The following is a 25085-nucleotide window of genomic DNA, read 5'->3' on the forward strand; positions in this document are numbered from 1 at the left end:
AACAGGCAATGCGCAGTGCACGACATCGAACTTCGAGGTCGTTCCATCGGAAGGACCATATGCGCGCAGTGACCTGGCAAGGCAAGAGGAAAGTCGGCGTGGACACCGTTCCCGACCCGCGGATAGAACTGCCGACAGACGCGATCGTGAAGATCACGACGACCAACATCTGCGGTTCGGACCTGCATTTGTACGAAACACTCGGTGCCTTCATGGACGAAGGTGACATCCTCGGCCACGAGCCGATGGGCATCGTCGAGGAAGTCGGTTCGCAGACCGGCGATCTGGCAGTCGGAGACCGAGTGGTCATCCCGTTCCAGATCTCCTGCGGGCACTGCTACATGTGCGATTCGAGCCTCTACACCCAGTGCGAGACCACGCAGGTGCGCGAGCAGGGAACGGGTGCAGCACTGTTCGGCTTCTCCAAGCTCTACGGGCAAGTTCCCGGCGGTCAGGCCGAGTACCTCCGCGTCCCGCAGGCGCAGTTCACTCACATCAAAGTTCCGGAGGGACCTCCGGATTCGCGATTCGTCTACCTCTCCGACGTGTTGCCGACCGCATGGCAGTCCGTCGAGTACGCGGCAATTCCCGACGGGGGATCGGTGACCATCCTCGGACTCGGGCCCATCGGAGACATGGCAGCGCGCATCGCACAGCACAAGGGCGCGCGAGTGATCGCCGTCGACCTCGTACCCGAGCGACTCGCCCGCGCCGCAGCGCGGGGAATCGAGACGGTGAACCTTGCCGAGCACAGCGGTGGCGTCGGCGACGTCATCCGCGAGATGACCGACGGCCGGGGCACGGACTCGGTCATCGATGCGGTGGGTATGGAGGCGCACGGATCGCCGGTCGGCAAACTCGCACAGCAGATCGTCGGAATGCTTCCGGACGCCGTGGCCGCGCCGATGATGCAGAAGGCCGGTGTCGATCGACTCGGCGCGCTGTACTCGGCAATCGACATCGTCCGCCGCGGCGGAACCATCTCGATCATCGGGGTGTACGGCGGCATGGCCGATCCGCTACCTCTGATGACCATGTTCGACAAGCAGATTCAGCTCCGGATGGGGCAGGCGAACGTCAAGAGATGGGTCGACGACATCATGCCGTTGCTCGGTGACGACGATCCCCTCGGCGTCGACTCGTTTGCCACACACGAGCTTTCGCTCGAGGAGGCTCCGCATGCGTACGACATCTTCCAGAAGAAGCAGGACGGTGCCATCAAGGTGCTGTTGAAGCCCTAGAGACGTCCTTCGAATACAGCGATGCGGCCCGGAAGTTCACGGGCCGCATCGGTATTCGCAGAAGGATCAATCCATCTTCGTCAGTCGATGGAGATGACGTCCTTGGCGATTGCTGCCACGCGCGTCTGTCCTGCGGACACGACTCCGTGGCGGTTCTTGTGTGCCTCTTCGTACGTCACGACGGTGCGAACGTCGGTCGGGTTGGTGAGGTCCTTGATGGCGGCGACGGCGTCCGAGACGTTCAGGTCGTCGTAATCCGCGATCGGCAGCTCGTCGGCGTCCAGGGTTCCGCTGGCCGACCGCGCGGTGTGGATTGCGTCGGCGACGGTATCGACGCCCTCGCTGCGGGTGACGTCCTCGGCTGCTTCGAGTGCTGCATCGCGACTTGCCGTCAGCGTCTTGACTGCCACGTCACCGGCGTGAGCGCCGCGGCCCAGAAGTCCGGCGAGGCGGTCCGGGGTAGCGCGAGCTGCGTCCAGTGCACGGTCGAGACCGCGAGCCGACCAGGTTGCGGGCGCGTTGACGATCTTGACCGCGGTGCCTGCGGCGGCCTGGAACGGGGTGCGACGCAGTGCTGCGGGTCCGCCCAGTGCATCTTCCGCGAGGACGGTCTCGAGCCATTCCACCGTGGCGCTGTGCGCCGTGGCCAGCCGAGTCGCCAGAGCGACGACGGTGGGCTCGTTCGCTGCGGTGGCCAGAGCCTTGATGTACTTGGCGCGGCCCAGCAGCTGCTGCTCGAGGGCGAGATCGCCCAGCAGGGCCTCGTTGAACGGCTGTGCTTGCTCGGCCACTGCCTTGACTGCGGCGAGCGTGCGTCCCAGGAACGGCGACACGAGATCGGGCAGTCCGCCGAGTCCGCGAAGGGCTTCCTCGATGGCTGCGGCGCGGTCGCGACCGTTCGCGGCGTTCTGGGTCAACTCCCGGCGTACCGCCTCGGTGCGCGCCTGAACGACGCGAGTCTCGGCGATCTGGATTTCGGTGTTCGTCAGCTGCAGTGCGACACGCAACTGGGCGATCAACGTCGATGTGCTCATGGTGCTCCCCTTTCGGTCGGGTGGTCGATTTACTCTGGCCGATGCCTGTGGGTCACAGCGTGATGCTCGGCCCTGACTGCAGCATTACCCGTCGGTAGGTTCGACCAAACTGATGTGTCCGATATGTGAACAGCGACACGTACCCGTCGGCCTCCTTCCGCAGGTGCGGAACCTGACGGTTTCGATCGGCTGCCGACTGGACATCCGACATCGATGAACACCGAGCTGTACACAGCAACTGTCTCTGCCACCGCGACGGGAGTCACCTCCGACGACGGGGTGCTGTCCCTCGGTGTGCGCGAACCGAAGCAACTCGGGGGGCCGGGGGAGCACACCAACCCGGAACAGCTGATGGCCGCCGCATTGTCGAGCTGCCTGGTCGAATCTCTGCGTATCGCGCTCGGAACCGTCGGGGGCAGCGTCGACGAACTTGCAGTGAAGGGCACCGTGGTGCTCACCGACTCCGACGCATCCGGCTACGACGCGACGTTCGCACTCGCGGTATCTCTTCCCGGTACCGACGACGCCGAAGCAGTGTTGGCGCAGGCGACCTCGATCTGCCCGTTCCTCAAGGTCATCGACGGAGTGGAGGTCACCCTTGAATGACCCGTCGACGGGTGCCCTGTACTTCGGTGCCCGCACGAGATGACCTCGATACGCACCAGGGCAGCGCGGGGAGTCGAGGCAATCAAAGCCGGGTTCGCCCGCGAGGACACCACCTTGATCGCGGGCGGACTGACCTTCTACGCCGTCATCGCCGTGGTGCCGCTGTTGCTCCTCACCATCCGCGCCTGCGCTCTGCTGGTGTCGGCCGACTGGGTGCGCGGTGGCTTCGACGCCATCTCGGCGTTGTTGCCCGACGCCCTGGGTGCTCGCGCGGCCGTGGACGGACTGGCCACTGCCGGAATCGAACTCGGCCCGATCGGCGTCCTGATCGCCATCTTTCCCGCGACGTTCTACGGGGAGGGCCTGCGCCGGGCGATCGTGCGGTTCGCTCCGATCCGAGAATCGTTCACCGGTTGGCGGGGTCGGCTGGCAATGGTGCCGTTCTTCGCCGCAGCGCCTGTCTTGCTGGCAGGCGTCCTCTGCCTAGCGTGGTTGCTCGAAGCGACGACCGGTGGCGGCGGAATCGGTGCCATGGCGGCGCGCGTCTTCCTCGGCTTCAACTGCCTGTGGGTGATCCTGTCCGTCCCCTTGGCATGGACCTATCGCGTGATTGCGCCACGTGCGGTGGGCTGGCGGGCGTTGATCGTCGGATCACTCGTCACCTCGTCCATCGTCACCGGATTCGTCCATGGATTCATCTTGTTCCTGGCGATACCGGTGGACCTGGGTGCGCCGTTCGGAGGCCTCACCGCGATCGGCGGTGGAGTGGCAATGATGTTGTGGATGTTCGTGTTCCATGTGCTGGCTCTGGCCGGCTGGCTGGTCACCGCCGAGTTCGATCGGCCCGTCGATGCAGCCCAAACATCAACTGCATGAACCCGACGACTGCGAGCGCGCACGTCACCGACATTCCGATCGTCGCCGATGATCCGGCGGCGGCCGGAGCGGCACCGGCAACCGTCGCCGTGACCGCAGCCGCGATCACCCGCGAGGGGCGCTCCCACACCGTCAGAAAACCGACATCCTCGATGCCGGAACCGACCGCGCGGGCACGGGCCATCTCGTGCAGCATTGTCGTCACACCGACCGCGAGGACGAGCGGCATCGGTGCTCCGAGCGCAAGACCGCTCGCCAGGAGCAGCAGGTCGCTGCAGCGATCGGCGACGGTATCGAGCAGGTACCCCCACTGAGTTTGGGAGCGACCGATCATCGCGACCCCACCGTCGATACCGTCGAGCAGGCCGGAGATCACGATCAGCACAGCCGCGATCAGTGGTGCCGAGGTGCCGGGGCGAGACAGGGCCACTGCTGCTCCTGCCACGACGACGGCGGTCAGCGTGACCGCGTGGGCGGATACGGACGCGCGGACCAGCGGCGCGCTCAGCGCATAGACGACGCGAAGCCAACCCGAGACCAACCCGGAAGCAGAAGGATCGATGCCGTTGTGCAGCGTCGACCACGTCGACAGATACTCCTCGCGAGTCGCCGGACGTACCGGCACACCCTGCTGCTTCGACGTACTGCGCTGATTGACCATCGAGAACCCTTGCTCGGCACTGACTGAGAGGAACTCGACGAGCGGGTGACCGGCGATTGCGCGTCGAGACTTCGATGCGGAGTACCCGCCCGCGGCGTTCTCAATCCGCACCGCAGCCGGACTATCGGTCGTCGTCGGAGTTGCTCGCTCTCCGCCGCGCTTTCAGTCGCGAGATCTTGATGCCCACGGCAGCGAGCACGATCAGCCAGCCCGAGATCAACACTCCGCCACCGACGAACGCCGCACGGCGCAGAGGATGTTCGTCGGCGTACACGTAACCGACTGTGCCCCAGATCAATGCGATGAGGGCGATGATCGCCATCATCCAGAGCATCGAATACAGCGTTCTGTTCATTGTTCACCCGACCTTGCTGTTACGTCGTCCCCGACGAGCGCGGACATCCATTCTTCCATCAGTGGCCGCCGCACCGTACTTCCCTTCACCAGGACAGATTCGGTTGATGTTCACCGGTCGAGATCCCGAATTCGACGGCCGTGCGGTGCATGTGCCCGAAGAGGCCTTCGGCCGCATCGAGCCGATCACGACCGAGCTCATCGGCCCACCGCGCCGCGCGCGCACTCGACCGCGAACTGCGACACTCGACGACACCGCAGCCCCCGACGTCCACGGTCATGCGATCGGCACCGGTTGCCAGCATTCGGCGCAGAGCGTGCTCACCGAACAGTACGAGTCCGCGGACGTGTACGACCATGTGGCTGCGGCCGGTGTCGCCGGGCCGACCCAGATGGACGCGTGGGTCCACGTCGCCCCACTGCTCTCGCAACGACGCCGCGTCCGAACCGTCCAGCCACACCGCGCAATCTCGCTCGCGCAGAACGGAACCGACCGTGGCGAGCAGCGAGGCAGAGCTGTGTCCGGCGCACTCGACGACCACGACGATCTCGGGCACGGCGTAGACGAGGCCGTGAGTGCGAGCCGCAGGGTCGGTGATGCGCGAGGACAGCATCAGCGCTTCGAGATTCTTGCGTTCGCGATCCCCACCCGTCCGCTCGGCCCATTCGGGTCCGTCGTGCCAGGCGACCGCTCGGGGCAGGTGCGCCAGGACGGCACCGGCGTCGTAGGCGCGATGCGCGAACTCCCAGTCCTCTCCGCCGTAGCCGACGAAGGTCTCGTCGAATCCACCGATCTCCGAGAACAGCCGACGGCTGCACGACATGACGGCGCTGATGATGAACCGGTACGAACGCCGATCGGCATCGAGCAGGTTTCGCGAGCGGGAATACCCGTCCCGAAGCCACCCCGGCTCCGACAACTCCGGTGGTGCGGAAAATTCGCCGCCGAACCACCCGGCCACGTCCTCGGCGGACCAGCCCGTCAGATCGGCATGGCGTCGCCGACCCACGGCGAGGGCATCGGGAACCGCCCCTGTCAGCCGTACCGATTCCGCGATGTACCCGGGTTCGGGGGCGGTATCGGCGTCCAGAAAACACAGAATCTCCCCGTCGGCCACCGATGCGCCGAGGTTGCGTACTGCCGCCGCACGAAAGCCGAGATCGTCCTGTCGAACCACGGTGATGTCCAGGTCCGTCCGGAAGCCGTCGACGTCCGGTGCATCGGGGGACCCGTCGTCGGCCACGATCACCTGGAGCAGCGAGGCCGGGTAGCTCTGCAGTGTCAGCGCGGTCAGTACGAACTCCAGCTGACGCTGCTGGCGAAAGTACGGGATCACCACGGACACTCGCGGTTCCCGATCGACCGGCTCGGCGAGATCCCACCGATTGCCCGGAACCACCCATCGGCCGTCGGGTAGCTGGTCTGCCGTTCGTGCACACTGTTCGTCGAACAGTGCGTGGTACAGCACGGCTGCTTGCTCGAGCGTGGGGTAGGTGACCACGTCGCGGTTCTGCCAGGTCCTGTCGGGATGGCGCAGAGCCTCCGCCATCGCAGACGCGAGGCCGTCGACCGAATTCTCGTGAATCCACAGCGCCCCGGGGGAGTTGGTCTCCATTTCCTCCACGTACCGACCGCGCGGGACGAGTGGTCGACGGCCGGCCGCGATCCAGGAATTGATCGAACCCGATGCCGACACGTGTCGGTGGAACGCGACGGGAATCGCGATCGACCGCAGGATCTCGTTCAGCTCTGCATCGGGAACGAAACCGGTCGAGGTGAACGACCGGCCGAGTTGCTCTGCAGCACGGCCGAGTTCGTCGATCATGGATTCGTGGCCCGGTGATGCGGACCCGATCGAGAGAAAGTCGACGTCGGTGTCCAGCGACGTCATGGCATCGAGCACCTCCTCGTGCCCTTTACCCGGGTAGACGAATCCGAGTACGCCGACGAGTTTTCGCGGGGCGACGCGGTCTTCGGTTCGTGGCTCCGCGCGTCCGATCGGAAGCGGGATCACCCGAACGTCGTCTCCACCGTCCAGGACGTCGTCGAGCAGTAGCCGCTCGTGCATGCTGGAGACGACGACGGCAGCGGCGCAATCGGCCACCCGCCGGTAGCACTTCTTCCGCGCCTCGAATGCGTGGCCGTCGGATGCCTGCGGGACATCGTGCATCGTGACGGTGATCGGTGCGCGGTGCCGCTGCGCGAAGGCGACGAAAGCATCCGCCGCCGCCTCTGCAGTACGGCCGAACAACCGGTCGGTGAAGTGCACGTGGATCGCACTGTCGAGGGGGAGCTGCTCGAGATCCGATATCACCGGACTGGCTGTGGCGGAGGCCAATTCGTGCGCACAGCGGACGACACCGTGCTCGTCGGGCCCCATGACGAGATGAAGTACCGTCCCGGTCACGGTGCTAGCTCCAGGGTACGGATCAATTCGGCGTGACGTTCCAGCGCCGCATCGACGAACTCGGGACGATCCGCGTACCACTGCAGGTGCGCGCGGTGAACGGAATCCGGCGACACGGCAGCGCCGTCCACCGACCAGTTCGGCCGCGAATCACCCTGCAGACCCAGAGCATTCAGCACTCGCCCCTCGACGGGCGCGCGAACGCCGCCGAGCAGTTCGCGTCCCGGATCTCGCACCGTGCTCCCGGTCCCCAACTGATCGAGTATCCGCTGGGCGAGAGCGCCGAGCACCACGTTGGTCGCATGGTTGATCGTGTGGGTGGCGTCGATCCCGGCATCTGCGAACAGGTCGGAGGCAACGATGTCGGTGTCTCGGCGTTCGCGTCGGCGCAACTCGTCGAGGCTCGCCTCGGCTGCCTGTCGCAGACCGTCGTCCGAGACCGGTCGATCCCAGTCCTCGTCGCCGCTCAGGCCGCGACGGGCGGCGAGAATCGTCCGTAAGTCGTGGTACGGCACCATGTTCGGGACGGCAGCGGGGTCGCTCGGGTGTCGAACGATGACCTGGAAGGGGTGCAGCCCCGCGTATCTGAGTACCGGCCACCGGACCACGGTGGCGCCGGGTGCGAGCGCGTCGGCGAGATCGGGTACCCCCAGTGGCAGCGACCGATAGCCGGCTCGAACCGGCTGGGTGAGCAGCACCGACGCCTGGCGCACGAGGCGGTCGACGTGGGGCAGGTCCGAGGCTTCCAGCTCGTGTACGGGAGGGATGCGTACCGTCCGCAGCGGCATGGCCGGGTCGGAACCGAGGAGGATGCGCAGTGCCTCGGCCTGGCAATTTCCCCAGACGAGCAGGAGCGGTCCGTCCTTCTCGGCGTCGTCCGCCAGTCCGTAGAATTCGCCGTAATGGCGGGTGCGACCGTCCATGCTTGCCCCGACGTCGTGTGATCGTTCTTGTTGGACCATTCTCTCGTCAACGTAGACCCGGCGGACGGGCTTCGCCAACCCCGATTGAACCCGGCACCAACTGGGTACAGGCTACGTATCGCGTGTCGGGACCAGGCACGATCCACCTGCCTGTACCCGAAGGAATTCATGATTCGCGTTGCATCGGTTCCGTCCTCGCACGCCTATGTCCGACACCTGCAGCCCGTCGTCGGTGCCGCCCCACACGAGATGTCCGTCGACCCGGCGGTGATCGTGCTGCCCGATCCTGCCCCGGTAAGAGTCGATGTACCCGGCCAGTGGTGGCCCCCACGATTGCTCGATGCTCGGTGGCTCGCCGAGCAGACCGACGTGCACTTCGATGTGCTGCACGTGCATTTCGGGTTCGAGTCCTTCACGGCCGACGAACTCACCCGCACCGTCGAGCATCTGCGCGCCCACCGGCAGCCGTTGGTTCTGACGGTTCACGACCTGCACAATCCCCATTTCGCGGACAGCGCCGATCACCTGCGACAGTTGGACGTACTGATTCCCGCTGCCGCCGCCGTCATCACCCTCACCGCGGGAGCCGCTGCCTGGATTCACGATCGGTGGGGCGTCGAGGCAACAGTGGTGGACCATCCGCACGTCGTGCCGCTGGAGCGGATGACACTGCCGCGCCCGGAGTCGGACTCGTTCGTCATCGGCGTCCATGCCAAGAACCTGCGGTCCAACATGGACCCGTTGGCTGTGATGGATGCCGTGGTCGAGGCCGCACGATCGCTGCCCGACGCCACTGTCCGGTTGGACATCGACGAGGACGTGTTCGAGTCCTCCAGCCATTGGCACAGCCCGACGGTCGGCGCAAAGTTGCTGGACTACACGAGTTTTCCCGATGTCGACGTGCGCGTGCACGAACGTTTCGACGACGACGCGCTGTGGGACTATCTGTCGTCGATCGATGTCTCGGTGTTGCCCTATCGCTTCGGAACACACTCGGGCTGGCTCGAGGCCTGCCGCGATCTCGGGACCGCCGTGGTCGCGTCGGACTGCGGCTTCTACGCAGATCAGGCCCGGGTGCACAGTTTCCGAATGGGAATCGATTCGTTCGATCCCGAAACCCTCGTTGCTGCCGTGCGAGCAGCGCACGCCGATCGAACGCCTGCGCTCGATTCGGGCGTTCGCGCGGAGCAACGACAGCGAATCGCAGCAACTCATGCCGCGATCTATTCAGCAGTGACAAAGGAGATGCGTTGAACGAGAACCCACTTCGCATCGCGGTGTTGGCGTCGTCGAGTTTTCCAGTGGCACAACCCTTCGCCGGCGGTCTGGAGGCGCACGTCTACAACCTGGTGCGCGCGCTTACCGAGCGTGGACATCAGGTGAGTCTGTTCGCTGCAGACGGATCGAGCGTCGACCTGGACGCAACGATGCTGCCGGTCCGAACGTTGGATCTGACGCCGATCTCGATCGCCGACGTGGCGATCACTCCCACCGCGATCCGTGAGCATCACGCGTATCTGGCGGTGATGTTGGAACTGGCCGGGACGCTGTCTCGGTCGTTCGACATCGTGCACAACCACAGCCTGCACTACCTGCCGCTGGCGATGTCGGCGACGCTGTCGGTACCGATGGTGACGACACTGCACACACCTCCGTTCGCGTGGCTGGAGTCCGCGGTTGCGTTGGCTCCTCCGGGTGCCAACACCTTTGCCGCTGTCAGCGAGTTCGCCGCCTCGCAGTGGGCCGATGTCACCGCCGGAACCGTCGTCATTCGCAACGGAATCTCGTTGGAGGACTGGCCGTTCGGCACCGGGGGCGACTACGTGGTGTGGTCGGGTCGGGTGGTCCCGGAGAAGGGGCTGCACCTGGCCATCGCGGCTGCGAAAGAAGCAGGGCGCTCGCTGCGTATCGCCGGTCCGCTGAGCAATCTCGAGTACTTTCACGAGTTCGTCGAACCCATGCTCGACGAGAACATCCGGTACGTCGGACACCTCGATCAGCCCGCCCTGGCGGCGTTGGTGGCAGGTGCCGAGGTCGCGCTGGTCTCGCCGGTCTGGTCCGAGCCGTACGGCCTGGTGGTCGCCGAAGCGCTGGCCTGCGGCACTCCCGTCGCCGCGTTCGCCAGGGGCGGCATACCGGAGATCGTGGACAGCTCGTCGGGAGTGCTGGTGGCTGCCGACGACGTACACGGCCTCGCCGCAGCGATCCCCGCGGCGGCAGCGCTGAGGAGGTCCGACGTCCGGGCCCGGGCGGAGAAGGTGTGCTCGATGGGCCGGATGGTGGACGAGTACGAGGCGCTGTACCACTCGACTCTGGCCGCGGCGGTCGACTCGGTGGACGACCGACTCGCGATCGCATGATCGGCTACTACGCGCACCACCACGGGGTCGGTCACATCACCCGTTCCGACGCCATCGCACGGTCGATGGCCGAGCCGATGACGGTGTTGTCCTCGCGTGCTCGACCGACAGCGCATGCGGCGGCCGAGTGGATCTCGCTTCCTCTCGACGTGGACGACTCCGTGAAAGGCGATGCGGCGGTGGACAGTTCGGCTGGAGGGGTGCTGCACTGGGCTCCCCACGACGTGGACGGTCTGACCGAACGGATGGCGATCATCGCGGAGTGGGTGGCGCGCGAGCGACCGCGGGCAGTGGTGGTCGACGTATCGGTGGAAGTAGCGATGTTCCTGCGGCTCATGGGTGTTCGCGTGATCGTGATGGCGATACCGGGGGAGCGGGATGATCCGATCCACAACCTCGCCTACCGGGCTGCGACCCACATCGTCGCACCGTGGTCCCGCGAGGTCTACGACCCGACCTGGCTGCGGCCCTTCGCCGAGAAGACCACCTATGCAGGCTCGATCAGCCGGTTCGCCGAACGTGAGCGAGACACTGCCCACGCCGATCCGACCGTGGTGGTTCTGGGCGCCGCCGGTGGCACGGCGCTGACCCGAGACCTGGTGGACTCGTGGTCGGCGGTGGACGGCCGCTTCGAGTTCCGCGCACTCGGCGTCGCAGGCGGCGACTGGGTCGACGACGTGTGGCCGGTGCTGTGTTCGGCGGCACTCGTCGTCACGCACGCCGGCCAGAACGCCGTCGCCGACGTCGCTGCTTCGGGCGCGCCGGCCATCGTCGTGCCGCAGGCCCGTCCCTTCGACGAGCAGCATGCCACCGCCGCGGCGCTGGCGGGCGGCCCGTTCGCCGAGGTTCTCGACTCGTGGCCGTCCGTCGCGCGATGGCATGCTGCTGCCGATCGCGCTCTCGAGATCGGTGGCCGGCGGTGGTCCGCGTTGCGTACCGAGGGCGCACCCGCACGTGCTGCCAGGGCGATCGAGCAGGCCGCACCTCGAACGGCGCGACAGTGAAGACCGTCGTCGTCACCGTGGTGTCCGGTCGGCACGAGCACCTGGCCGCTCAGGTGCGCGGTCTGAGTGCATCGGAAGAGCAGGTCGAACACGTCGTGGTCTCGATGGGCGACGACGCGATAGAAGACGTGCTCGCACGATCGGGTTCGGCGGCGACGTGCATCGACATGCCCCCGCAGACCCCGCTGCCGCTGGCCCGCGCCCGCAATCGAGGCGCGGCCGCAGCAATCGAACGTGGCGCGGAACTGCTGGTGTTCCTGGACGTGGACTGCATTCCGGGCCCGAACATGATCGAGCAGTACCGCCGTGCGGCAACGCTGCCCGGCAACGAGCGATCCCTGCTCTGCGGCCCGGTGACCTATCTGAAAGAGAAGGACATCGGTGCGGAGGGCAAGGCTCTGACGTTGCTGACCGCACCGCACCCGGCGCGGCCGAACCCGCCGGTCGGCACCGTCGAGCGCGGAGACAACTTCGATCTCTTCTGGTCGCTGTCCTTCGCGGTCGGGGTAACGACCTGGACCGAACTCGGCGGCTTCTGCGAGGACTACACCGGCTACGGCGGTGAGGACACCGACTTCGCAGCCACCGCGGAGGCGTCGCGCATGGGGTTGCGGTGGGTCGGTGGGGCTCACGCCTATCACCAGTTCCATCCGGTCTCCGATCCTCCGGTGGAACATCTCGACGACATCGTCGCCAACGCGCGCACGTTCTTCGACCGATGGGGGCGGTGGCCGATGATCGGATGGCTCGACGCCTTCGCGGCTCGCGGACTCGTCGAGTTCGACGGCTCCGGGATCCGCCGCACGGCCGGCTGACTCGCTCGGACCGGCACGGCCCCGCGCAACAGTGAGGGCGATCGGCCTCCGCAGCCGATCGCCCTCACCGAGGTTTGCTCGCCGGTGACTAGCCGCCGGTGATGGGTGAGTTGAATGCGCACGGGATGGACCTCGTGGGGAAGCCCTTCGGATCCAGTGCGTTCTTCACGATGCCGATCGCGCGAGGCGAGACCGAGATCGACAGGTGGTCCGACAGATCGATCTCGCAACCGTTCTGCAGGGTGACGTTGTTGACGGTGGCACCGGGACCGGCGGTGAGGAACGTCGTCTTGTACGGGGTGACGACCTCGTCGTACTTGGTGCCGATCACGGTGTACTTGATGCCGGGGTCGGTGTCACCGCCCACTGCCAATCCCTTGACCAGATCCGAGTCGATGACCTGGTCCGAGGCGGCGGGTCCGGCGATGGCCCCGACGACGCCGAGTACGTTCAGGCCCAGGTTGTTGATCGTGCGACCCAGAGTGCCGATACCGACGAGTGTGGTGCCGTGGTTCGACCCGGCGACGCTGACGACGGTGTTCACTTTGTTCTTCGTCGGGTCGGCCGGGTTGGCACCACCCTCGAAGCGCAGGTACTGGCGGGTCACGAGTCCACCCTGGGAATGGCCGACGATGTCGACCTGAGCGGACCCGGTGGCGGCGCGCACGGCGTCGATGTAGGTCGCGATCTCCTTCGCGCTCGACGCAACGGATGCCGTGCCGCGCAGCGACTCGAGATTGCCGACGATGCTCGAGTCCCGGTCGCCGTAGTTGAGCGCGAAGATGCAGTAGCCCTCCTTCTTCAGCGCAGGCGACATCCGAGCGAAGTTGTTGTAGGCGTTCTCCCACGTGCCGTGCAGCAGCACGACCGGACGTGGATGCGCTGCCGACGGCTTGCAGTTCCAGTCGTTGGCACCCTGAGGTGCGACATTGGGGTTGACGATGCTGTACAGGAATCCGGCCAGGAAGTTCTTCTGCTCCGGTCCGTAACCCGTGGTCTCGGTCCGTGGGTCGTAGGTGATGGTCGCGGGAGCTGCGGATTCGATGTTCGGCTGGGCGATGCCCTGGTCGGCGGCCTTGGGTGAGGCCTCGGTCGGACCGGGCGGAACGACCGTGTCGCCCTGCACGGTGGCGGGCGGAGCAGGTGCGGTGGCGGGCTGTGCCTGTGCTGCGACACCGGTACCGAGGGTGAGTGAGCACGCCATTGCGGCGATCATCGCGGCGCGCACCGTCGTTGCCTTCCGCGTCGTGCGGGAGGTGGACCGAGAAGTGGTCATGGAGCCTGACTTTCGACGAGGGTTGTTGGACAAGGCGGAACATTAAGCGCGGATTTCGGTGATTCTCGTTCTCCTGTCGGGCGTTTGGAATCTGCCCGTAACCGCCGAGTCGTATGTGAGAGATCGTCACAACTGAGCACCGACGACCCGAATCCGAACCGACTGCCGGATATTTTCGGAAAAACAATCCACAGGTTTGATTGTTGTTCTACTGTTCGTAGCGGGGAAACAAACCTGAAGTAGGTTTCGAGTGCGAGGGGTGGGGTCTTCGGTGACGGCAACGGAAAGCGTGCACGTGTCGCAGGAGGAATACGTCAGTGGGCGACGGGCCTCCGACCGTCTGCGGACTCCGAGGGAGACTGCCGCACGCATGCTGGATCAGTACTTCGGCGAGCCCGAGGACACACCACCGCCGCGCGAGTGCGCCCGCGGCGAACTCGACGACATGACGACGACCTGCTGCGAACTGGCGACCGGAGTACTCGAATCCGGGCGGCTACCGATACCCGGTGCGATGGACGTCTTTCGCGACGCAGCGACCCGGTGGGCCCGAGACGGCGTACCGCTCGGCCGTATCCAACATGCCGTCAACGAGGGCTGCGCACTGGCTGTGCGACAGGCACCGCGCCCGGGCGACGGGGGTGCCGACGATCGACTCGCCGACGGAACCGTCCTGGTCATGGAACTGTTGGACGTCGTCACCGCGGCCGTGTCCGATGCCTACCTGACGGAATTTCGCACGCTGGCTCAGAACGGTCCCCGTCACGACGTGGAACTGCTGGACGCGCTGTTGACCGGTGACGGCACGGCTCGCAAGATCGCCGATCGGATGGGAACGCTGCTCGCCGAGGATTATCACGTTGTCGCCCTGCACTTTCCGGCCCATGCCGACGAAGGTGGCCGTCGGATCGACGCGGCGATGATGGCGGCTCGAAAACTGCGAAGAATCCACACCGCGCTGGCCACATTCGACGCGGACTGCGTGCCCATCGCGTCGATCAGTCCCACCGGCGGAACCGTCCTGCTGCCCGATGTCCCCGGCGTCGACGTCGGCGACTTGATCGATCGTCTGGCCGACGCGGGTCAGGTGGCGGTGACTGCGACAACCGGGTCGGCCGCGATCGACGACATCGCCGCTACCGCGCCTCACCTGTACGAACTGCTGAGTCTCGTGCGTCGGCTCCGATACGCACCGGGGACGTACCGGATTTCGGATCTCGTGTTCGAGTACCAGGTGAGCAGACCGGGCCTGGGGCGCAAACACCTTGTGACACTGATCGATCCGCTGCGTGATTCGGTCGACTTGTTGCCGACGCTGCAAGCATTCGTCGATTCGGACTCCAACCGAAAGAAGACGGCCACCTGGCTGACGGTGCATCCCAACACCGTCGACTACCGTCTCAAAAGGGTGGAGCAGCTCACCGGACTCGATCCGATGAAGCCGTCCGGACTGCGAAGACTGCACGCGGCTCTGATCGCCGACCGCCTCGAGGCCCGTCGCGTTCCGGTGGACGAGCGATCACTGTGACCGCGCCGGACGGCGCGGTGCTCGCAGCATCGGCGGCGCTCGATTCGGTGGAATCCGTGGCCGCTCTGTTTCAGCCCGTCGTCGAACTGGCCACCGGGACAGTCGTCGGATACGAGGCTCTGGCCAGGTGGCCGTCTCCGAGCCTGGCCGTTCCCGAGGACGTGTTCGCGCTGGCGAGAGAGCGCGGACTGGTGGGTCGCGTCGACGTCGCGTGTCGCGCCGCCGCGCTGCGGGCGGCGCGTGAACGCGCCTACTCGCGTCGGGTGCGTTTCTTTCTCAACATCGAGCCGGGCTGCTTCGCCGACGAACGCGACGTCGACATCCACCTCGACGCGATCGGTGACGACCTCGACGTCGTCCTCGAGATCACCGAACGAGACCTCGACCGCAACGTGCCGTTGCTGATGGCTCTGGTTCGAGGAGCCCGCGCTCGCGGCATATCGGTGGCCATGGACGACGTCGGTGCCACGCCTGCAACGTTGGCACTGTTGGCCTCGGTCGCGCCGGACATCGTCAAACTCGACGCGTCGATCGTCCGGTCCCCGTACCGCGCACGCGCCGCGATACGGCAGGTGCGCGCCTACGTCGGTTCGAGCGACGCCGTTCTGTTGGCCGAAGGAATCGAAACCCGCAGGCATCTGCGTCGCGCCAGGTCTCTGGGGGCAACCCTCGGTCAGGGCTGGATGTTCGGACGTCCCATGCCGCTGCCGAATCCGCCGATCTGACGAGGGACCGGGAACGACGAAACCCCGCACCCTCGACGGCCGGGGCCTGGGTGCGGGGTTTCGTTACGACCGATCGAGACGATCAGTTCTTGAACTTGTCCTTGATGTTGCCTGCGGCGTCCGAGACGTCGTCGCCGACCTGCTTGGTCTTGCCCGACGCCTGATCCTTTGCGCCTTCGGCAGCAAGATCGTCGTTGTCGGTCTTGTGGCCGATCTTTTCCTTGGCTTCGCCCACGAGCTCTTCTGCCTTGTGCTTTGCCTTGTCGATGAAATCAGCCATGGTGAACTCCTCGAAATCGATTGTCTATCCGTTCACGAGTAGCTATACCCGTGATCGACGTCGGTAATCATGAACTGCACATGCGGCGGGTTCTGCCGGCCCGATTCGGGTAATCGACGGCCATGGACCCAGATACCGATATGCACTCCGCCCCCGCTATGCCCTCACCCGAACACCGGCGCCCGAGCGGAGTGGACGATGCGACCGTGGCCGCAGTGGGAAAGTTGTCCGAGGCACTCGAGTGTGTGGAGCGGGCCCGGGGACACCTGTACTCGTTCCACCAACTGATGGGGCATTCGGACCTGCTGTTGGGTGAGGCCGTCGAGGCACTCGCCGAGGCAGATCACGACGCGATCGCGCAGCGAATCGACACGGACATGATCGGCAGAAACATCGCACCGGGGCGTTGGACGTTCCAGCTCGTCGAGGAGTTCGACGACGGATACTGGGGCCCGTTGCGCGAGCACGAGCGGGCCGTCCGAGACGAATTGCTCGACGGACGTCGCCACGTGTTCGAGGCCGAGATGAAGGAGAAGCGTAGAACCCACGGCCGCAGCGGGCACGAAGCGAGACCGTCCGACTGACGCCGGTCCACGAAAAAGCACCGACCCCGCCGGTTGACGGCGGGGTCGGTGCGTAAAGCGTGAGTGTCTAGCCTGCTTGCTTCGCCGCGTCGACCTCGCTGGTCGCGTTGGCGGTCGAGAGCTGGCCACCGGAGTTCTCCAGGTGTGCCCGCACGAACCAGTGGAAGAGTTCGAGCTGCGCGCTCTGGCCGATGAGCATGTCCTCGGTCACCGGGTCGATCTCGCCGACCTCTTCGATGTTCTTCCGAGTGGTCTCGATGACTCCGGTGTAGACCAGGTCGAGTGCACCGAGGTGCTCGATGGCCGTCGCGCGACCGATCGAGTAATCGTCCCAGCTGCGCTCGGAGACGATGGTGCCCGGTGTGCCCTTGGCCGAGGAACCGAGGGTTGCGATGCGCTCGGCGACGTCGTCCGCGAATCCGCGAACTGCTTCGACCTGCGGGTCGAGCATCTCGTGTACCGAGATGAAGTTGGGACCGACGACATTCCAGTGAATGTGCTTGAGGGTCAGGTGGAGATCGTTGTAGGCGTTCAGTCGATCCTGAAGGATCGCGGCGACGCGCGCGCCCACTTCCGAGGTGAGTCCGGGAACGGTGTACGAGTTCTTTTCAGCCATGTGCAGTGATTGCCCCATCCCCCTGGAACACAAACATGCCCCGCCGAATCGAATCGGCGGGGCATGTGTGGTGAAGGGTCAGGGCTTGTCGAGTCGCGGTGAATCCGTGCTCGACGTGCCGGTCGGCGAGGTGCCGGCCGAGGAGGTTCCGTCCGTCGGATCGACGATCGGGCTGTCGGCAGCGACCTTGTCGATGGCGTCTGCGTCGTCCTCCTTCGGGGGATTCTTCAGGCTCAGAATGATCGAGCCTGCCAGGACCACGATGATGACCACCAGGCTGACCAGCGAGGGAATCTCGGGGATCGAGGTACTGATCACCTTGTGTCCGGCCTGCAGGATCAGCTTGACGCCGATGAAGGCGAGGATGATCGCCAGTCCCTTGGACAGGTAGTGGAACTTCTCGAGCAACCCTGCGAGCAGGAAGTACAGGGCGCGTAGACCGAGGATGGCGAACGCGTTCGAGGAGTAGACGATGAAGGGGTCGTCGGTCACCGCAAGAACTGCCGGAACACTGTCGACTGCGAAGACCAGGTCGGCGGCCTCGATGGCCACCACGACGGCGAGAAGCGGCGTGGCCACTCGCTTGCCTGCTTCCTTGACGAAGAACTTGGTGCCTTCGTATTCGTCGCGGACAGGAATGATCTTGCGAAGCAAACGAACTGCGATCGAGGTGCTCGGGTCGTACGAGTCGTCCTCGTCCTTCATCAGCTTGTATGCGCTGTAGAGCAGGATGGCGGCGAATACGAACAGAACGGCAGCGAACTTGCTGACGATGGCCACACCGGCGGCCAGGAAGATCGCGCGGAAGACGAGGGCACCGATCACACCGAAGAACAGCACGCGGTGCTGGTACTCACGGGGAACCTTGAAGTAGCCGAAGATCAGCGCGAAGACGAAGAGATTGTCGACGGACAGACTCTTCTCCAACAACCAGGCCGTCGTGTATTCGACGCCGGCCGTGGTGCCCAAGGTGAAGAACACCACGATGCCGAAGATGATGGCCACGCCGACCCACAGTGCGCTCCACCATGCGGCTTCCTTGAAACCGATGATGTGGGCACCGCGGTGTGCCAACAGGTCGATGGCCAACAGGATCAGGACGACGGCACCGAATGCCGCCCATGCCCACCAGGGGACGACGTTCATGAACGGCCACCTCTATTCGTGAATTTGCTGCCGAGTTGCTTCAACTTCGCCTGATTCTCGGGCTTGGTTGCGTATCGACGTGCTTGGTCGATCATCTTCTTGCCCTGTGGGCTGCGAGCGAACGATGTCAACTTCTGTGTCAACGACGCCATCTTCACACGCTCCTTCTCGTTCTCGTCTGTCTTCGTCTTGCCGTTTTTCCGGCCGTACGTTCGGGCCTGGGCGGAAAATACTGCGTCTTTCCGCGACTACTCCAGTGTGACTGTTCGCTTTCCTGCAGGCATGGTCGTTTTGCGGACACGTTTCGACCGATTTCGTTGCCGGGTTACGGCAAGTTCAGCGGCCCCGCTGAGTCACGACGACGAACCGACCTCGGGCCAGTCGAGCAACTTCGCTCCGAGCACCGCCGTGTGCAGCGCGAATGCCTCGACGGGGTTGCCCACATTCTGCCCGGTCAAATCCTTTATTCGCGACAACCTGTAGGTCACCGCCCGCACCGACAGATGCATGCGGCGCGCGGTGGATGCAGTGTTCGCACCGGTGTCGAAGTACACCTGCAACGTCTCCAGTAGTGGACCCGCGCCGCCTCGCGCGCTCAGCAACGGTGTCAACAACGTGTCGACCAGATCGGCGATCGCCGCGCGATCGCTGATCAGGACGCGGTAGACGAGCAGATCACGAGCATCGACCACCGATGCGTCGAATCCGAGCGAGGCGGCGAGATCGAGTGCGTCGAGGGCTTCCCGGTACGACGCCGCGACACCGACCGCCCCGCTGCGTGGGCGGCCGACCCCGATCTGCGTCCGGCCGTACTCCCCTTTACGACGGAGATCGACCGATTCGCTCGACGTCGATGTGGACGTACCGAGGGCCCGTCCCACCCGGTCGAGGACGTGGTCGACGGCGACGAGGTCGGGTGCCGGGAACACCAGGATCAACCTGTCCTGCTTGGTGGCCACGAGCAACTCGGCGTCGCCCTTGCTGCCCTGCACACTGCGTTCGACGAGGGTGATGGCAGAGCTGGCGTCGGTGAAGGGCTTGGTCGACGTCACCACTGCCACCACATGAGGACTCGACAGATCGAGGCCGAACGTTTGCGCCCGCCCGAGCACCCCGGCGACATCGGAGGTGCCCGAGAGCAGATCGTCGACGAATTCACGGCGGGCGAGCACCTCGGCTCGCACGAGAGTGCGCCGGGCGAGCTGGAATCCCTCGGCCAGTTCGGCCACCGCGTCGTCGACCGCGCGCAGCATCACCTCGCCTGCCGTGACGACCCCAGCCGGGTCCTCCGCAGCGGCGACGACAGCGGGTAGTTCGCGCCACAGTCGCCACGCCGAGCTCAGATACAGATCCAGCAATGCCCGCAGTGCGACGCCCGCGCGGGCAGCGGCATCACCCTGCGCTCGGAACTCGTGCAGCTGCGGGCGGCTCAGTGGGACGCCGGCATCGACGGCGTCGGCGAGGACTTCGAGGAAGCTGCCCAGCAGAGCGACGTCGAGTCCGCCGGCGTCCGAAGCCGACTGCGCAGCGACGGAATCGAGCGGTAGCGCATCGCGCTGTGTGGCCATGTGTGTCTTGCTCCTCGTCGACTCCCATCATCGTAAGTCGCCGAAACCGATCGGTTACACGGGTGTGGAAGCATCGTCGCGCGCGACTCGGCGTTCGACGAAGGTAGGTAGATGACACGACTCGGCTCGGTGACCGTCGTCGCGATCGTGTGCGTTCTGTCGGTCAGCGCGTGCTCTGCACCGTCGCAATCGGGAGCGGCATCGTCCGATGCACTGGTGTTGGCCGACGGTTACGAACTCGGCGGTTTCAACCCGGTCGCCGGGTACGGTGCCGCGGGCGAGGCGAAGATGTACGACGGGCTGGTGCGCATCGGCGGCGGCGACGGTCTGCCACCGCTCGAACCCGCACTCGCAGTCGAGGTTCCCACGGCGAACGACGACGCGACGGTGTGGACGGCGACGCTTCGCGAGGGAGTGGTCTTCTCCGACGGGTCCGCGTTCGATGCAGCCGACGTCGTCGCCACCTACGAGGCGATTCTGGATCCGGCATCGGCGTCCGAGGCGAGATCGTCGTTCGACATGATCGACGAGGTCGTCGCGATCGACGATTCGACCGTCGAATTTCGACTTGCCTATTCGTACGCGCCGTTTCCGACGAAGTTGCTCATCGGAATCGTCCCGTCGGAAGCCGTTGCGGAACCCGGGCTCGCCGCCGAATCCCCACTCAACCGCGCACCTGTGGGAACCGGCCCCTACGTTCTGGTGGATCTGTCGCCGGATCGAGCCGAATTCGAGGCCAACGACGACTACTGGGGCGGTGCGCCCGAGGTGAAGAAGCTCACCCTGCTGTACGTCCCGGACGACAACACCAGAGCCCAGCGGATGGCGGCGGGCGACATCGACGGGACGAACCTACCGCCGCTTCTCGCGCAGAGCCTGGACGGACGCGAGGGAATGTCGTTGTCGTCCAATGTCTCCGCGGACTGGCGGGGTGTGTCGTTGCCGACGAACTCACCGGTCACCGGAAACCGGGACATGCGTCTCGCCCTCAATCTCGCCGTGAATCGACAGGCGATGACGGACGGGGTGCTCGGCGGATACGGCCGACCGGCGGCCACACCCGTTCCGCCGGTGTTCGGCGACTCCTACGAACCGACTGCGGTGTTCGAGTACGACCCGGCCGCGGCCCGGCAGATCCTGTCCGACGGCGGCTGGATCCCCGGTCCCGATGGCATTCGCACGCGTGACGGACAGCGCGCAGAGATCACCGTGATGTACAACTCGACCGATACCGTGCGTCGAGATCTGGCGCAAGCTTTCGCGTCCGACGCGGTGGCGGTGGGGGTCGAGGTCACCCTCGAAGCACTGTCGTGGGACCGGATAGACCCCAGGATCGGCGTGGATTCCACGATGCTCGGTGGCGGAGAAGAGCCGTTCGATGCCGATACGCAGGCATACCGCACACTCGACTCGTCGTTCGTCGCGCCGGGCGTCGGAAGTGTCTACGACAACGCGGCCGACTACTCGAACCCGACGGTCGACGCCGCCCTGGACACCGGCAGGCGCAGCCTCGACCCTGCGGTACGCGCGGAGGCGTACCGGGAGATGCAGCGCGCCTACGTGGCCGATCCGGGATACGTCTTCCTGGTCTTTCTCGACCACACGTACGTATCGAAGGATTCGGACTGGACAATGTCCGGCCCGGTGCTCGAGCCGCACTCCCACGGCGTCACGTGGGGTCCGTGGTGGTCGTTGCAGACGTGGACGCGCGCGTCGTGAACGTCGATCGACGGCACGCCACGACTTCGCGCGGCATCGGAGCGATGGTGCGCCGTCGACTGATGCTGCTGGTTCCGGTGTGCGGTGTCGTCTCGCTCGGTCTCTTCGCCGCCGCTGCGGTGTCCCCGTTCGACCCGCTCGTCGGGTACCTCGGAAACCGATACACGACGACGACGGAGGCGGACAAGGCGTCGATGACGGTCGCCCTCGGCCTCGATCGGCCGTGGTTCGTCGGCTACTGGCAGTGGTTGCAGGGCGTCGTGACAGGCGATCTGGGTCAGTCGCGATCCTACGGACAGCCGGTGAGTCAGGTTCTGGCCGAGCGTATTCCGTGGACGATGTTGTTGGCGGGAGTCGCGCTGTCGGCCGCGATTGCGATTGCGTTCACGGTCGGCATCGCTTCCGGCATTCGTGCCGGCGGCCGGTTGGACCGCTTCGTCGCCGCCGCGTGCGTCACCGTTCAGGGAGTGCCGCCGTTCGTGCTCTCGCTCGCCGCAATCGCGGTGTTCGCGCTCGGTCTCGGATGGTTGCCCGTGGCCGGACTCTCCGACGGCGGCAGCGATCCCACCCTCGGTGGAGTACTCCGCCATCTGCTGCTGCCCGCGTCGGTTCTGGCTCTGTCTCAGGTTCCGTGGCTGCTGTTGTCGGTTCGCGAGTCCATCGTGTCCGCGCGTGGCGAGGACTTCGTGGCAGGTGCGGTGGCTCGCGGCATTCCCACCGCCCAGATCACTCGCCGCCACATCGTGCCCGCCGCATCGGCCCCCTTCGTCAACGTCGTCGGAGTTCGACTGCCCGAGTTGGTCGTCGGGGCAGTACTGGTGGAAGAGATATTCGGGTGGCCTGGCGTCGCAGGAGCTGTCGTGCAGTCGGCACGCGATCTCGACATGCCGTTGCTGGCCGTGCTGACTCTCGGAACCACTGTCGCGGTCATGCTCGGCTCTCTGCTCGCCGACGTACTGGTCGTGCGACTCGATCCGAGGGTGCCTGCGGATGGATAGGCGAACGGCGATCGCGAGCGTGGCCCTCGCCGCTCTGACCGTGTACGCGGTAGCGGTCCCCCTGCTCGCGGGGGTGGACGATCGCGTCGTCGACTTCTCGTCGGCGAGGCTGGGGCCCTCGGCGCAGCATCCGTTCGGCACCGACTCGGCCGGCCGAGATCTGTTCGTGCGCAGCGCATCGGCCATCGGCACATCGTTGCTCATCGCGGTGGCCTGCGCGGCACTGGCGACGGTCCTCGGCTGCGTCGTCGGCTTGGCCGCGGGGGTGTGGGGTGGGCGGGTCGATCGCATCGTCATGCGCAGCACCGACGCCGTCAACGCGCTGCCCCACCTGTTGCTCGGCATCGTGATCGTGGCGATGTTTCGCGGTAGCGTCGTCGCCATCGTGGCGTCGATCGCGTTGACACACTGGACCCAGGTCGCTCGCATCGTGCGCTCGGAGATCCTTCGGTTGCGCGAGCGAGAGTTTGTCGACGCGGCAATTCTGGCCGGGGCCAGTCGTTTTCACGTGGCAACTCGACACTTCGTTCCTGCCGTTGTACCTCAGGCCATGATCGCCGTCGTCCTGTTGCTCCCACACGCGGTGTGGCACGAATCGACGCTGTCCTTCCTGGGGTTCGGGCTGCCTCCACACGAGCCGAGCCTGGGTACCCTCCTCGAGGAAGCCCGCAGTTCTCTGCTGCTGGGGAGTTGGTGGACCTTGGTGTTCCCTGCCGCGATACTGCTGGTCGCCACGCTGTCCGTGGCCGTGCTGGGTTCGGCACTGCGGGCGCGGGTGACGCCTGCGCGTCCGTCGGAGCTTCGCCTGTGACCCGTGGTCTGTCCGTCCGAAACCTGACCGTTCGCATTCCGATCGGTCGACGGTGGGTGCATGCCGCCTCCGATGTCGATCTCGAGGTTCCCGCTGGAACCGTGACCGCTCTGGTCGGCGAGTCGGGCTGCGGCAAGTCGATTCTCGCGGCGACGGTGATGGCGATGCTGCCGGTCGGGACGACCGTGAACGGATCGGTCCGGGTCACCACCGCGGAACGGGAATTCGACGTGACGAGTGCGGCAGGGTTTCGGGGCAGGGACGTCGCGCTCGTTCCGCAGTCTGCGGCAACACATCTCACGCCGACTCGAACCGTCCGATCGCAACTGGACGAGACGATCGCCGCACACGGAGGTCCGTCGACGTCCGATCGGCTCGCCGAGCGGGTGGGGCTTGCTCCGGCACACCTCGATCTCCATCCACATCAGCTCTCGGGTGGAATGGCTCAGCGGGTCGCTCTGGCCGGAGCGTTGGCCGCGGATCCCACGGTGATCGTCGCCGACGAGCCCACCTCCAACCTCGATCGCGCGGCCGTCGACCACGTGCTCGGGCTACTGCGGGCGTGCGCGGACGACGGCGCAGCGGTACTGCTGATCACCCACGACCTGTCGTCGTTGATCAGGACGGAGGTCGCCGATCGCATCGCCGTCATGTACGCCTCGCGACTCATGGAAACGGGGCCTGCCGCGTCGGTGCTCGAGAATCCCCTGCACGACTACACCCGGGACCTGCTGGACGCGCTGCCCTCCCGCGGGATGACTCCGCTCCCGGGATCGCCGCCCGAGTTGACGGACCTTCCCGACGACTGCGTCTATCACCTCCGCCGGCCACTGTCTCCACACTCCGGTAGACCCACTGAAATGGTGACGGTGGGCGCGCGGTCGTACCGAACGAGAGTGCACCGATGAGTCTGGACGCGATGGCCGTGAGCGCCGGTTACCCGGGTGGCCCCGATGTGTTGACACAGGTCAGCGTTTCGGTCGAACCGGGAACGATCACGGGGCTGACCGGCCCGTCGGGTAGCGGAAAGACAACCCTCGCGAGAGTGCTTGCGTTGCTGCAGAAACCTCGAACCGGATCGGTGCTGCTCGACGGAACCACCGTGCGAGGCGTCGGGTATTCGGTACCTGCGACGTCACGCGCACAGATCGCGCTGCTGTTCCAGTCTCCACGGCAGGCGACGGATCCACGGATGACCCTGCGCACGATCATCGAGCAACCCGGGGTCATCGCCGGGCGCTCGGTCGATGTCGCGGATCTGGCAGAGCAGGTTGGCCTGACCGCCGACCTGCTGTCCCGTCGACCACACCAGGTCAGCGACGGGCAATTGCAGCGCGCCTGTGTCGCACGGGCGTTGGCGCAACGGCCGCGCTATCTGATCTGCGACGAGGTGACGTCGATGCTCGACGCGGCGACGACGGCGTCGATCGCCAGATCGGTCGAACGACAGGCCGTCGACGGCGGACTCGGTGTGCTCGTGATCAGCCACGACGCGGATCTGTTGGACGCTCTGTGCTCTTCCGTGCACCACCTGAGCTGAGAACGACATCGA

At 65.7% G+C, this 25085-nt stretch carries 26 protein-coding genes; 15 read left to right on the forward strand and 11 right to left on the reverse strand.

All coding sequences use genetic code 11. The annotated features are described in order from the left end of the window. Positions 1-59 precede the first annotated feature (59 nt). Complete coding sequence (locus AB0362_RS11375) at positions 60-1241, forward strand: zinc-dependent alcohol dehydrogenase (protein WP_149405263.1); 1182 nt, start codon at positions 60-62, stop codon at positions 1239-1241. An 80-nt stretch (positions 1242-1321) separates the two neighbouring features. Here the strand turns inward: AB0362_RS11375 and AB0362_RS11380 are convergent, their stop codons facing one another. Further along, complete coding sequence (locus AB0362_RS11380) at positions 1322-2275, reverse strand: ferritin-like domain-containing protein (protein ID WP_149405264.1); 954 nt, start codon at positions 2273-2275, stop codon at positions 1322-1324. Positions 2276-2488: 213 nt separating this feature from the next. Here AB0362_RS11380 and AB0362_RS11385 point away from each other — a divergent pair, with 213 nt between their 5' ends. Further along, complete coding sequence (locus AB0362_RS11385; RefSeq protein ID WP_094639042.1) at positions 2489-2881, forward strand: OsmC family protein; 393 nt, start codon at positions 2489-2491, stop codon at positions 2879-2881. 39 nt (positions 2882-2920) lie between these two features. Next, positions 2921-3757: a YihY/virulence factor BrkB family protein gene (locus tag AB0362_RS11390; RefSeq protein WP_149405265.1), complete on the forward strand. Its 837-nt coding sequence runs from the start codon at positions 2921-2923 to the stop codon at positions 3755-3757. On the opposite strand, the gene AB0362_RS11395 is transcribed toward AB0362_RS11390, so the two are convergent. The 4 genes from AB0362_RS11395 to AB0362_RS11410 all read right to left on the reverse strand — a co-directional run bounded on the left by AB0362_RS11395 (position 3705) and on the right by AB0362_RS11410 (position 8103). Continuing rightward, positions 3705-4529, reverse strand: coding sequence for a CDP-alcohol phosphatidyltransferase family protein (locus AB0362_RS11395; protein WP_149405266.1), 825 nt, complete (start codon positions 4527-4529; stop codon positions 3705-3707). The two genes, AB0362_RS11390 and AB0362_RS11395, sit on opposite strands and share 53 nt — an antisense overlap. Positions 4530-4539: 10 nt before the next feature. After that, the gene (locus AB0362_RS11400; RefSeq protein WP_231893824.1) at positions 4540-4773 is read right to left on the reverse strand and encodes a hypothetical protein; all 234 of its coding nucleotides are present in this window, start codon (positions 4771-4773) and stop codon (positions 4540-4542) included. Between the two features lie 85 nt (positions 4774-4858). Next, positions 4859-7180, reverse strand: coding sequence for a glycosyltransferase (locus AB0362_RS11405; RefSeq protein ID WP_262498273.1), 2322 nt, complete (start codon positions 7178-7180; stop codon positions 4859-4861). After that, positions 7177-8103 carry a WcbI family polysaccharide biosynthesis putative acetyltransferase gene (locus AB0362_RS11410; protein WP_262498274.1) on the reverse strand — a complete coding sequence of 309 codons (927 nt, stop codon included), beginning with the start codon at positions 8101-8103 and terminating at the stop codon, positions 7177-7179. The genes AB0362_RS11405 and AB0362_RS11410 overlap by 4 nt, the downstream gene beginning before the upstream one ends. A gap of 168 nt (positions 8104-8271) precedes the next feature. Between AB0362_RS11410 and AB0362_RS11415 the strand changes: the two genes are divergently transcribed. The 4 genes from AB0362_RS11415 to AB0362_RS11430 are packed head-to-tail and all read left to right on the forward strand — an operon-like array spanning position 8272 to position 12282. Next, positions 8272-9357, forward strand: coding sequence for a glycosyltransferase family 4 protein (locus AB0362_RS11415; protein ID WP_149405268.1), 1086 nt, complete (start codon positions 8272-8274; stop codon positions 9355-9357). After that, entirely contained in the window at positions 9354-10463 is a 1110-nt protein-coding gene (locus AB0362_RS11420) for a glycosyltransferase (protein ID WP_149405269.1), read from the forward strand. The genes AB0362_RS11415 and AB0362_RS11420 overlap by 4 nt, the downstream gene beginning before the upstream one ends. Further along, positions 10460-11467, forward strand: coding sequence for a glycosyltransferase (locus AB0362_RS11425; RefSeq protein ID WP_149405270.1), 1008 nt, complete (start codon positions 10460-10462; stop codon positions 11465-11467). Before AB0362_RS11420 ends, AB0362_RS11425 begins: the two co-directional genes overlap by 4 nt. Then, positions 11464-12282, forward strand: coding sequence for a galactosyltransferase-related protein (locus AB0362_RS11430; RefSeq protein ID WP_149405271.1), 819 nt, complete (start codon positions 11464-11466; stop codon positions 12280-12282). Before AB0362_RS11425 ends, AB0362_RS11430 begins: the two co-directional genes overlap by 4 nt. 88 nt (positions 12283-12370) lie before the next feature. Here AB0362_RS11430 and AB0362_RS11435 read toward each other — a convergent pair whose 3' ends face one another. Beyond that, positions 12371-13558, reverse strand: coding sequence for an alpha/beta fold hydrolase (locus tag AB0362_RS11435; RefSeq protein WP_317783993.1), 1188 nt, complete (start codon positions 13556-13558; stop codon positions 12371-12373). A gap of 271 nt (positions 13559-13829) precedes the next feature. Between AB0362_RS11435 and AB0362_RS11440 the strand changes: the two genes are divergently transcribed. Together AB0362_RS11440 and AB0362_RS11445 are read left to right on the forward strand one after the other, a co-directional pair. Continuing rightward, the gene (locus AB0362_RS11440) at positions 13830-15086 is read left to right on the forward strand and encodes a CdaR family transcriptional regulator (protein ID WP_262498275.1); all 1257 of its coding nucleotides are present in this window, start codon (positions 13830-13832) and stop codon (positions 15084-15086) included. After that, the gene (locus AB0362_RS11445) at positions 15083-15811 is read left to right on the forward strand and encodes an EAL domain-containing protein (RefSeq protein WP_262498276.1); all 729 of its coding nucleotides are present in this window, start codon (positions 15083-15085) and stop codon (positions 15809-15811) included. The genes AB0362_RS11440 and AB0362_RS11445 overlap by 4 nt, the downstream gene beginning before the upstream one ends. Positions 15812-15893: 82 nt before the next feature. Here AB0362_RS11445 and AB0362_RS11450 read toward each other — a convergent pair whose 3' ends face one another. After that, positions 15894-16091 (reverse strand): CsbD family protein, encoded by a 198-nt coding sequence (locus AB0362_RS11450; RefSeq protein ID WP_068050352.1) that lies wholly within the window; start codon positions 16089-16091, stop codon positions 15894-15896. 140 nt (positions 16092-16231) lie between these two features. On the opposite strand from AB0362_RS11450, the gene AB0362_RS11455 reads away from it, so the two are divergent. Then, complete coding sequence (locus AB0362_RS11455) at positions 16232-16675, forward strand: hypothetical protein (protein ID WP_317808804.1); 444 nt, start codon at positions 16232-16234, stop codon at positions 16673-16675. A gap of 67 nt (positions 16676-16742) precedes the next feature. Here AB0362_RS11455 and AB0362_RS11460 read toward each other — a convergent pair whose 3' ends face one another. From AB0362_RS11460 to AB0362_RS11475, 4 genes are all read right to left on the reverse strand, one after another. Beyond that, on the reverse strand, positions 16743-17291 hold the full coding sequence (locus AB0362_RS11460; protein WP_032397614.1) for a DNA starvation/stationary phase protection protein: 549 nt from the start codon (positions 17289-17291) through the stop codon (positions 16743-16745). Between the two features lie 78 nt (positions 17292-17369). Beyond that, the gene (locus tag AB0362_RS11465) at positions 17370-18437 is read right to left on the reverse strand and encodes a TerC family protein (RefSeq protein ID WP_269594305.1); all 1068 of its coding nucleotides are present in this window, start codon (positions 18435-18437) and stop codon (positions 17370-17372) included. Beyond that, complete coding sequence (locus tag AB0362_RS11470) at positions 18434-18589, reverse strand: hypothetical protein (protein ID WP_179275604.1); 156 nt, start codon at positions 18587-18589, stop codon at positions 18434-18436. Before AB0362_RS11470 ends, AB0362_RS11465 begins: the two co-directional genes overlap by 4 nt. Before the next feature lie 201 nt (positions 18590-18790). Beyond that, positions 18791-20005: a helix-turn-helix domain-containing protein gene (locus AB0362_RS11475; protein ID WP_094686563.1), complete on the reverse strand. Its 1215-nt coding sequence runs from the start codon at positions 20003-20005 to the stop codon at positions 18791-18793. 111 nt (positions 20006-20116) lie between these two features. On the opposite strand from AB0362_RS11475, the gene AB0362_RS11480 reads away from it, so the two are divergent. From AB0362_RS11480 to AB0362_RS11500, 5 genes are read left to right on the forward strand one after another with little or no spacing between them, the layout of a single operon-like run. Then, entirely contained in the window at positions 20117-21724 is a 1608-nt protein-coding gene (locus tag AB0362_RS11480; protein ID WP_317808612.1) for an ABC transporter substrate-binding protein, read from the forward strand. A gap of 44 nt (positions 21725-21768) precedes the next feature. Further along, positions 21769-22722 carry an ABC transporter permease gene (locus AB0362_RS11485; RefSeq protein ID WP_317808805.1) on the forward strand — a complete coding sequence of 318 codons (954 nt, stop codon included), beginning with the start codon at positions 21769-21771 and terminating at the stop codon, positions 22720-22722. After that, positions 22715-23533 carry an ABC transporter permease gene (locus AB0362_RS11490; RefSeq protein WP_317808614.1) on the forward strand — a complete coding sequence of 273 codons (819 nt, stop codon included), beginning with the start codon at positions 22715-22717 and terminating at the stop codon, positions 23531-23533. Before AB0362_RS11485 ends, AB0362_RS11490 begins: the two co-directional genes overlap by 8 nt. Beyond that, positions 23530-24441, forward strand: a complete 912-nt coding sequence (locus AB0362_RS11495) for an ABC transporter ATP-binding protein (protein WP_317808616.1) — start codon at positions 23530-23532, stop codon at positions 24439-24441. The genes AB0362_RS11490 and AB0362_RS11495 overlap by 4 nt, the downstream gene beginning before the upstream one ends. Beyond that, on the forward strand, positions 24438-25073 hold the full coding sequence (locus AB0362_RS11500) for an ATP-binding cassette domain-containing protein (protein ID WP_317808618.1): 636 nt from the start codon (positions 24438-24440) through the stop codon (positions 25071-25073). Before AB0362_RS11495 ends, AB0362_RS11500 begins: the two co-directional genes overlap by 4 nt. Positions 25074-25085 lie beyond the last annotated feature (12 nt).

The sequence above is a fragment of the Rhodococcus sp. NPDC079359 genome, from assembly GCF_040702585.1.
Taxonomy (GTDB): domain Bacteria; phylum Actinomycetota; class Actinomycetes; order Mycobacteriales; family Mycobacteriaceae; genus Rhodococcoides.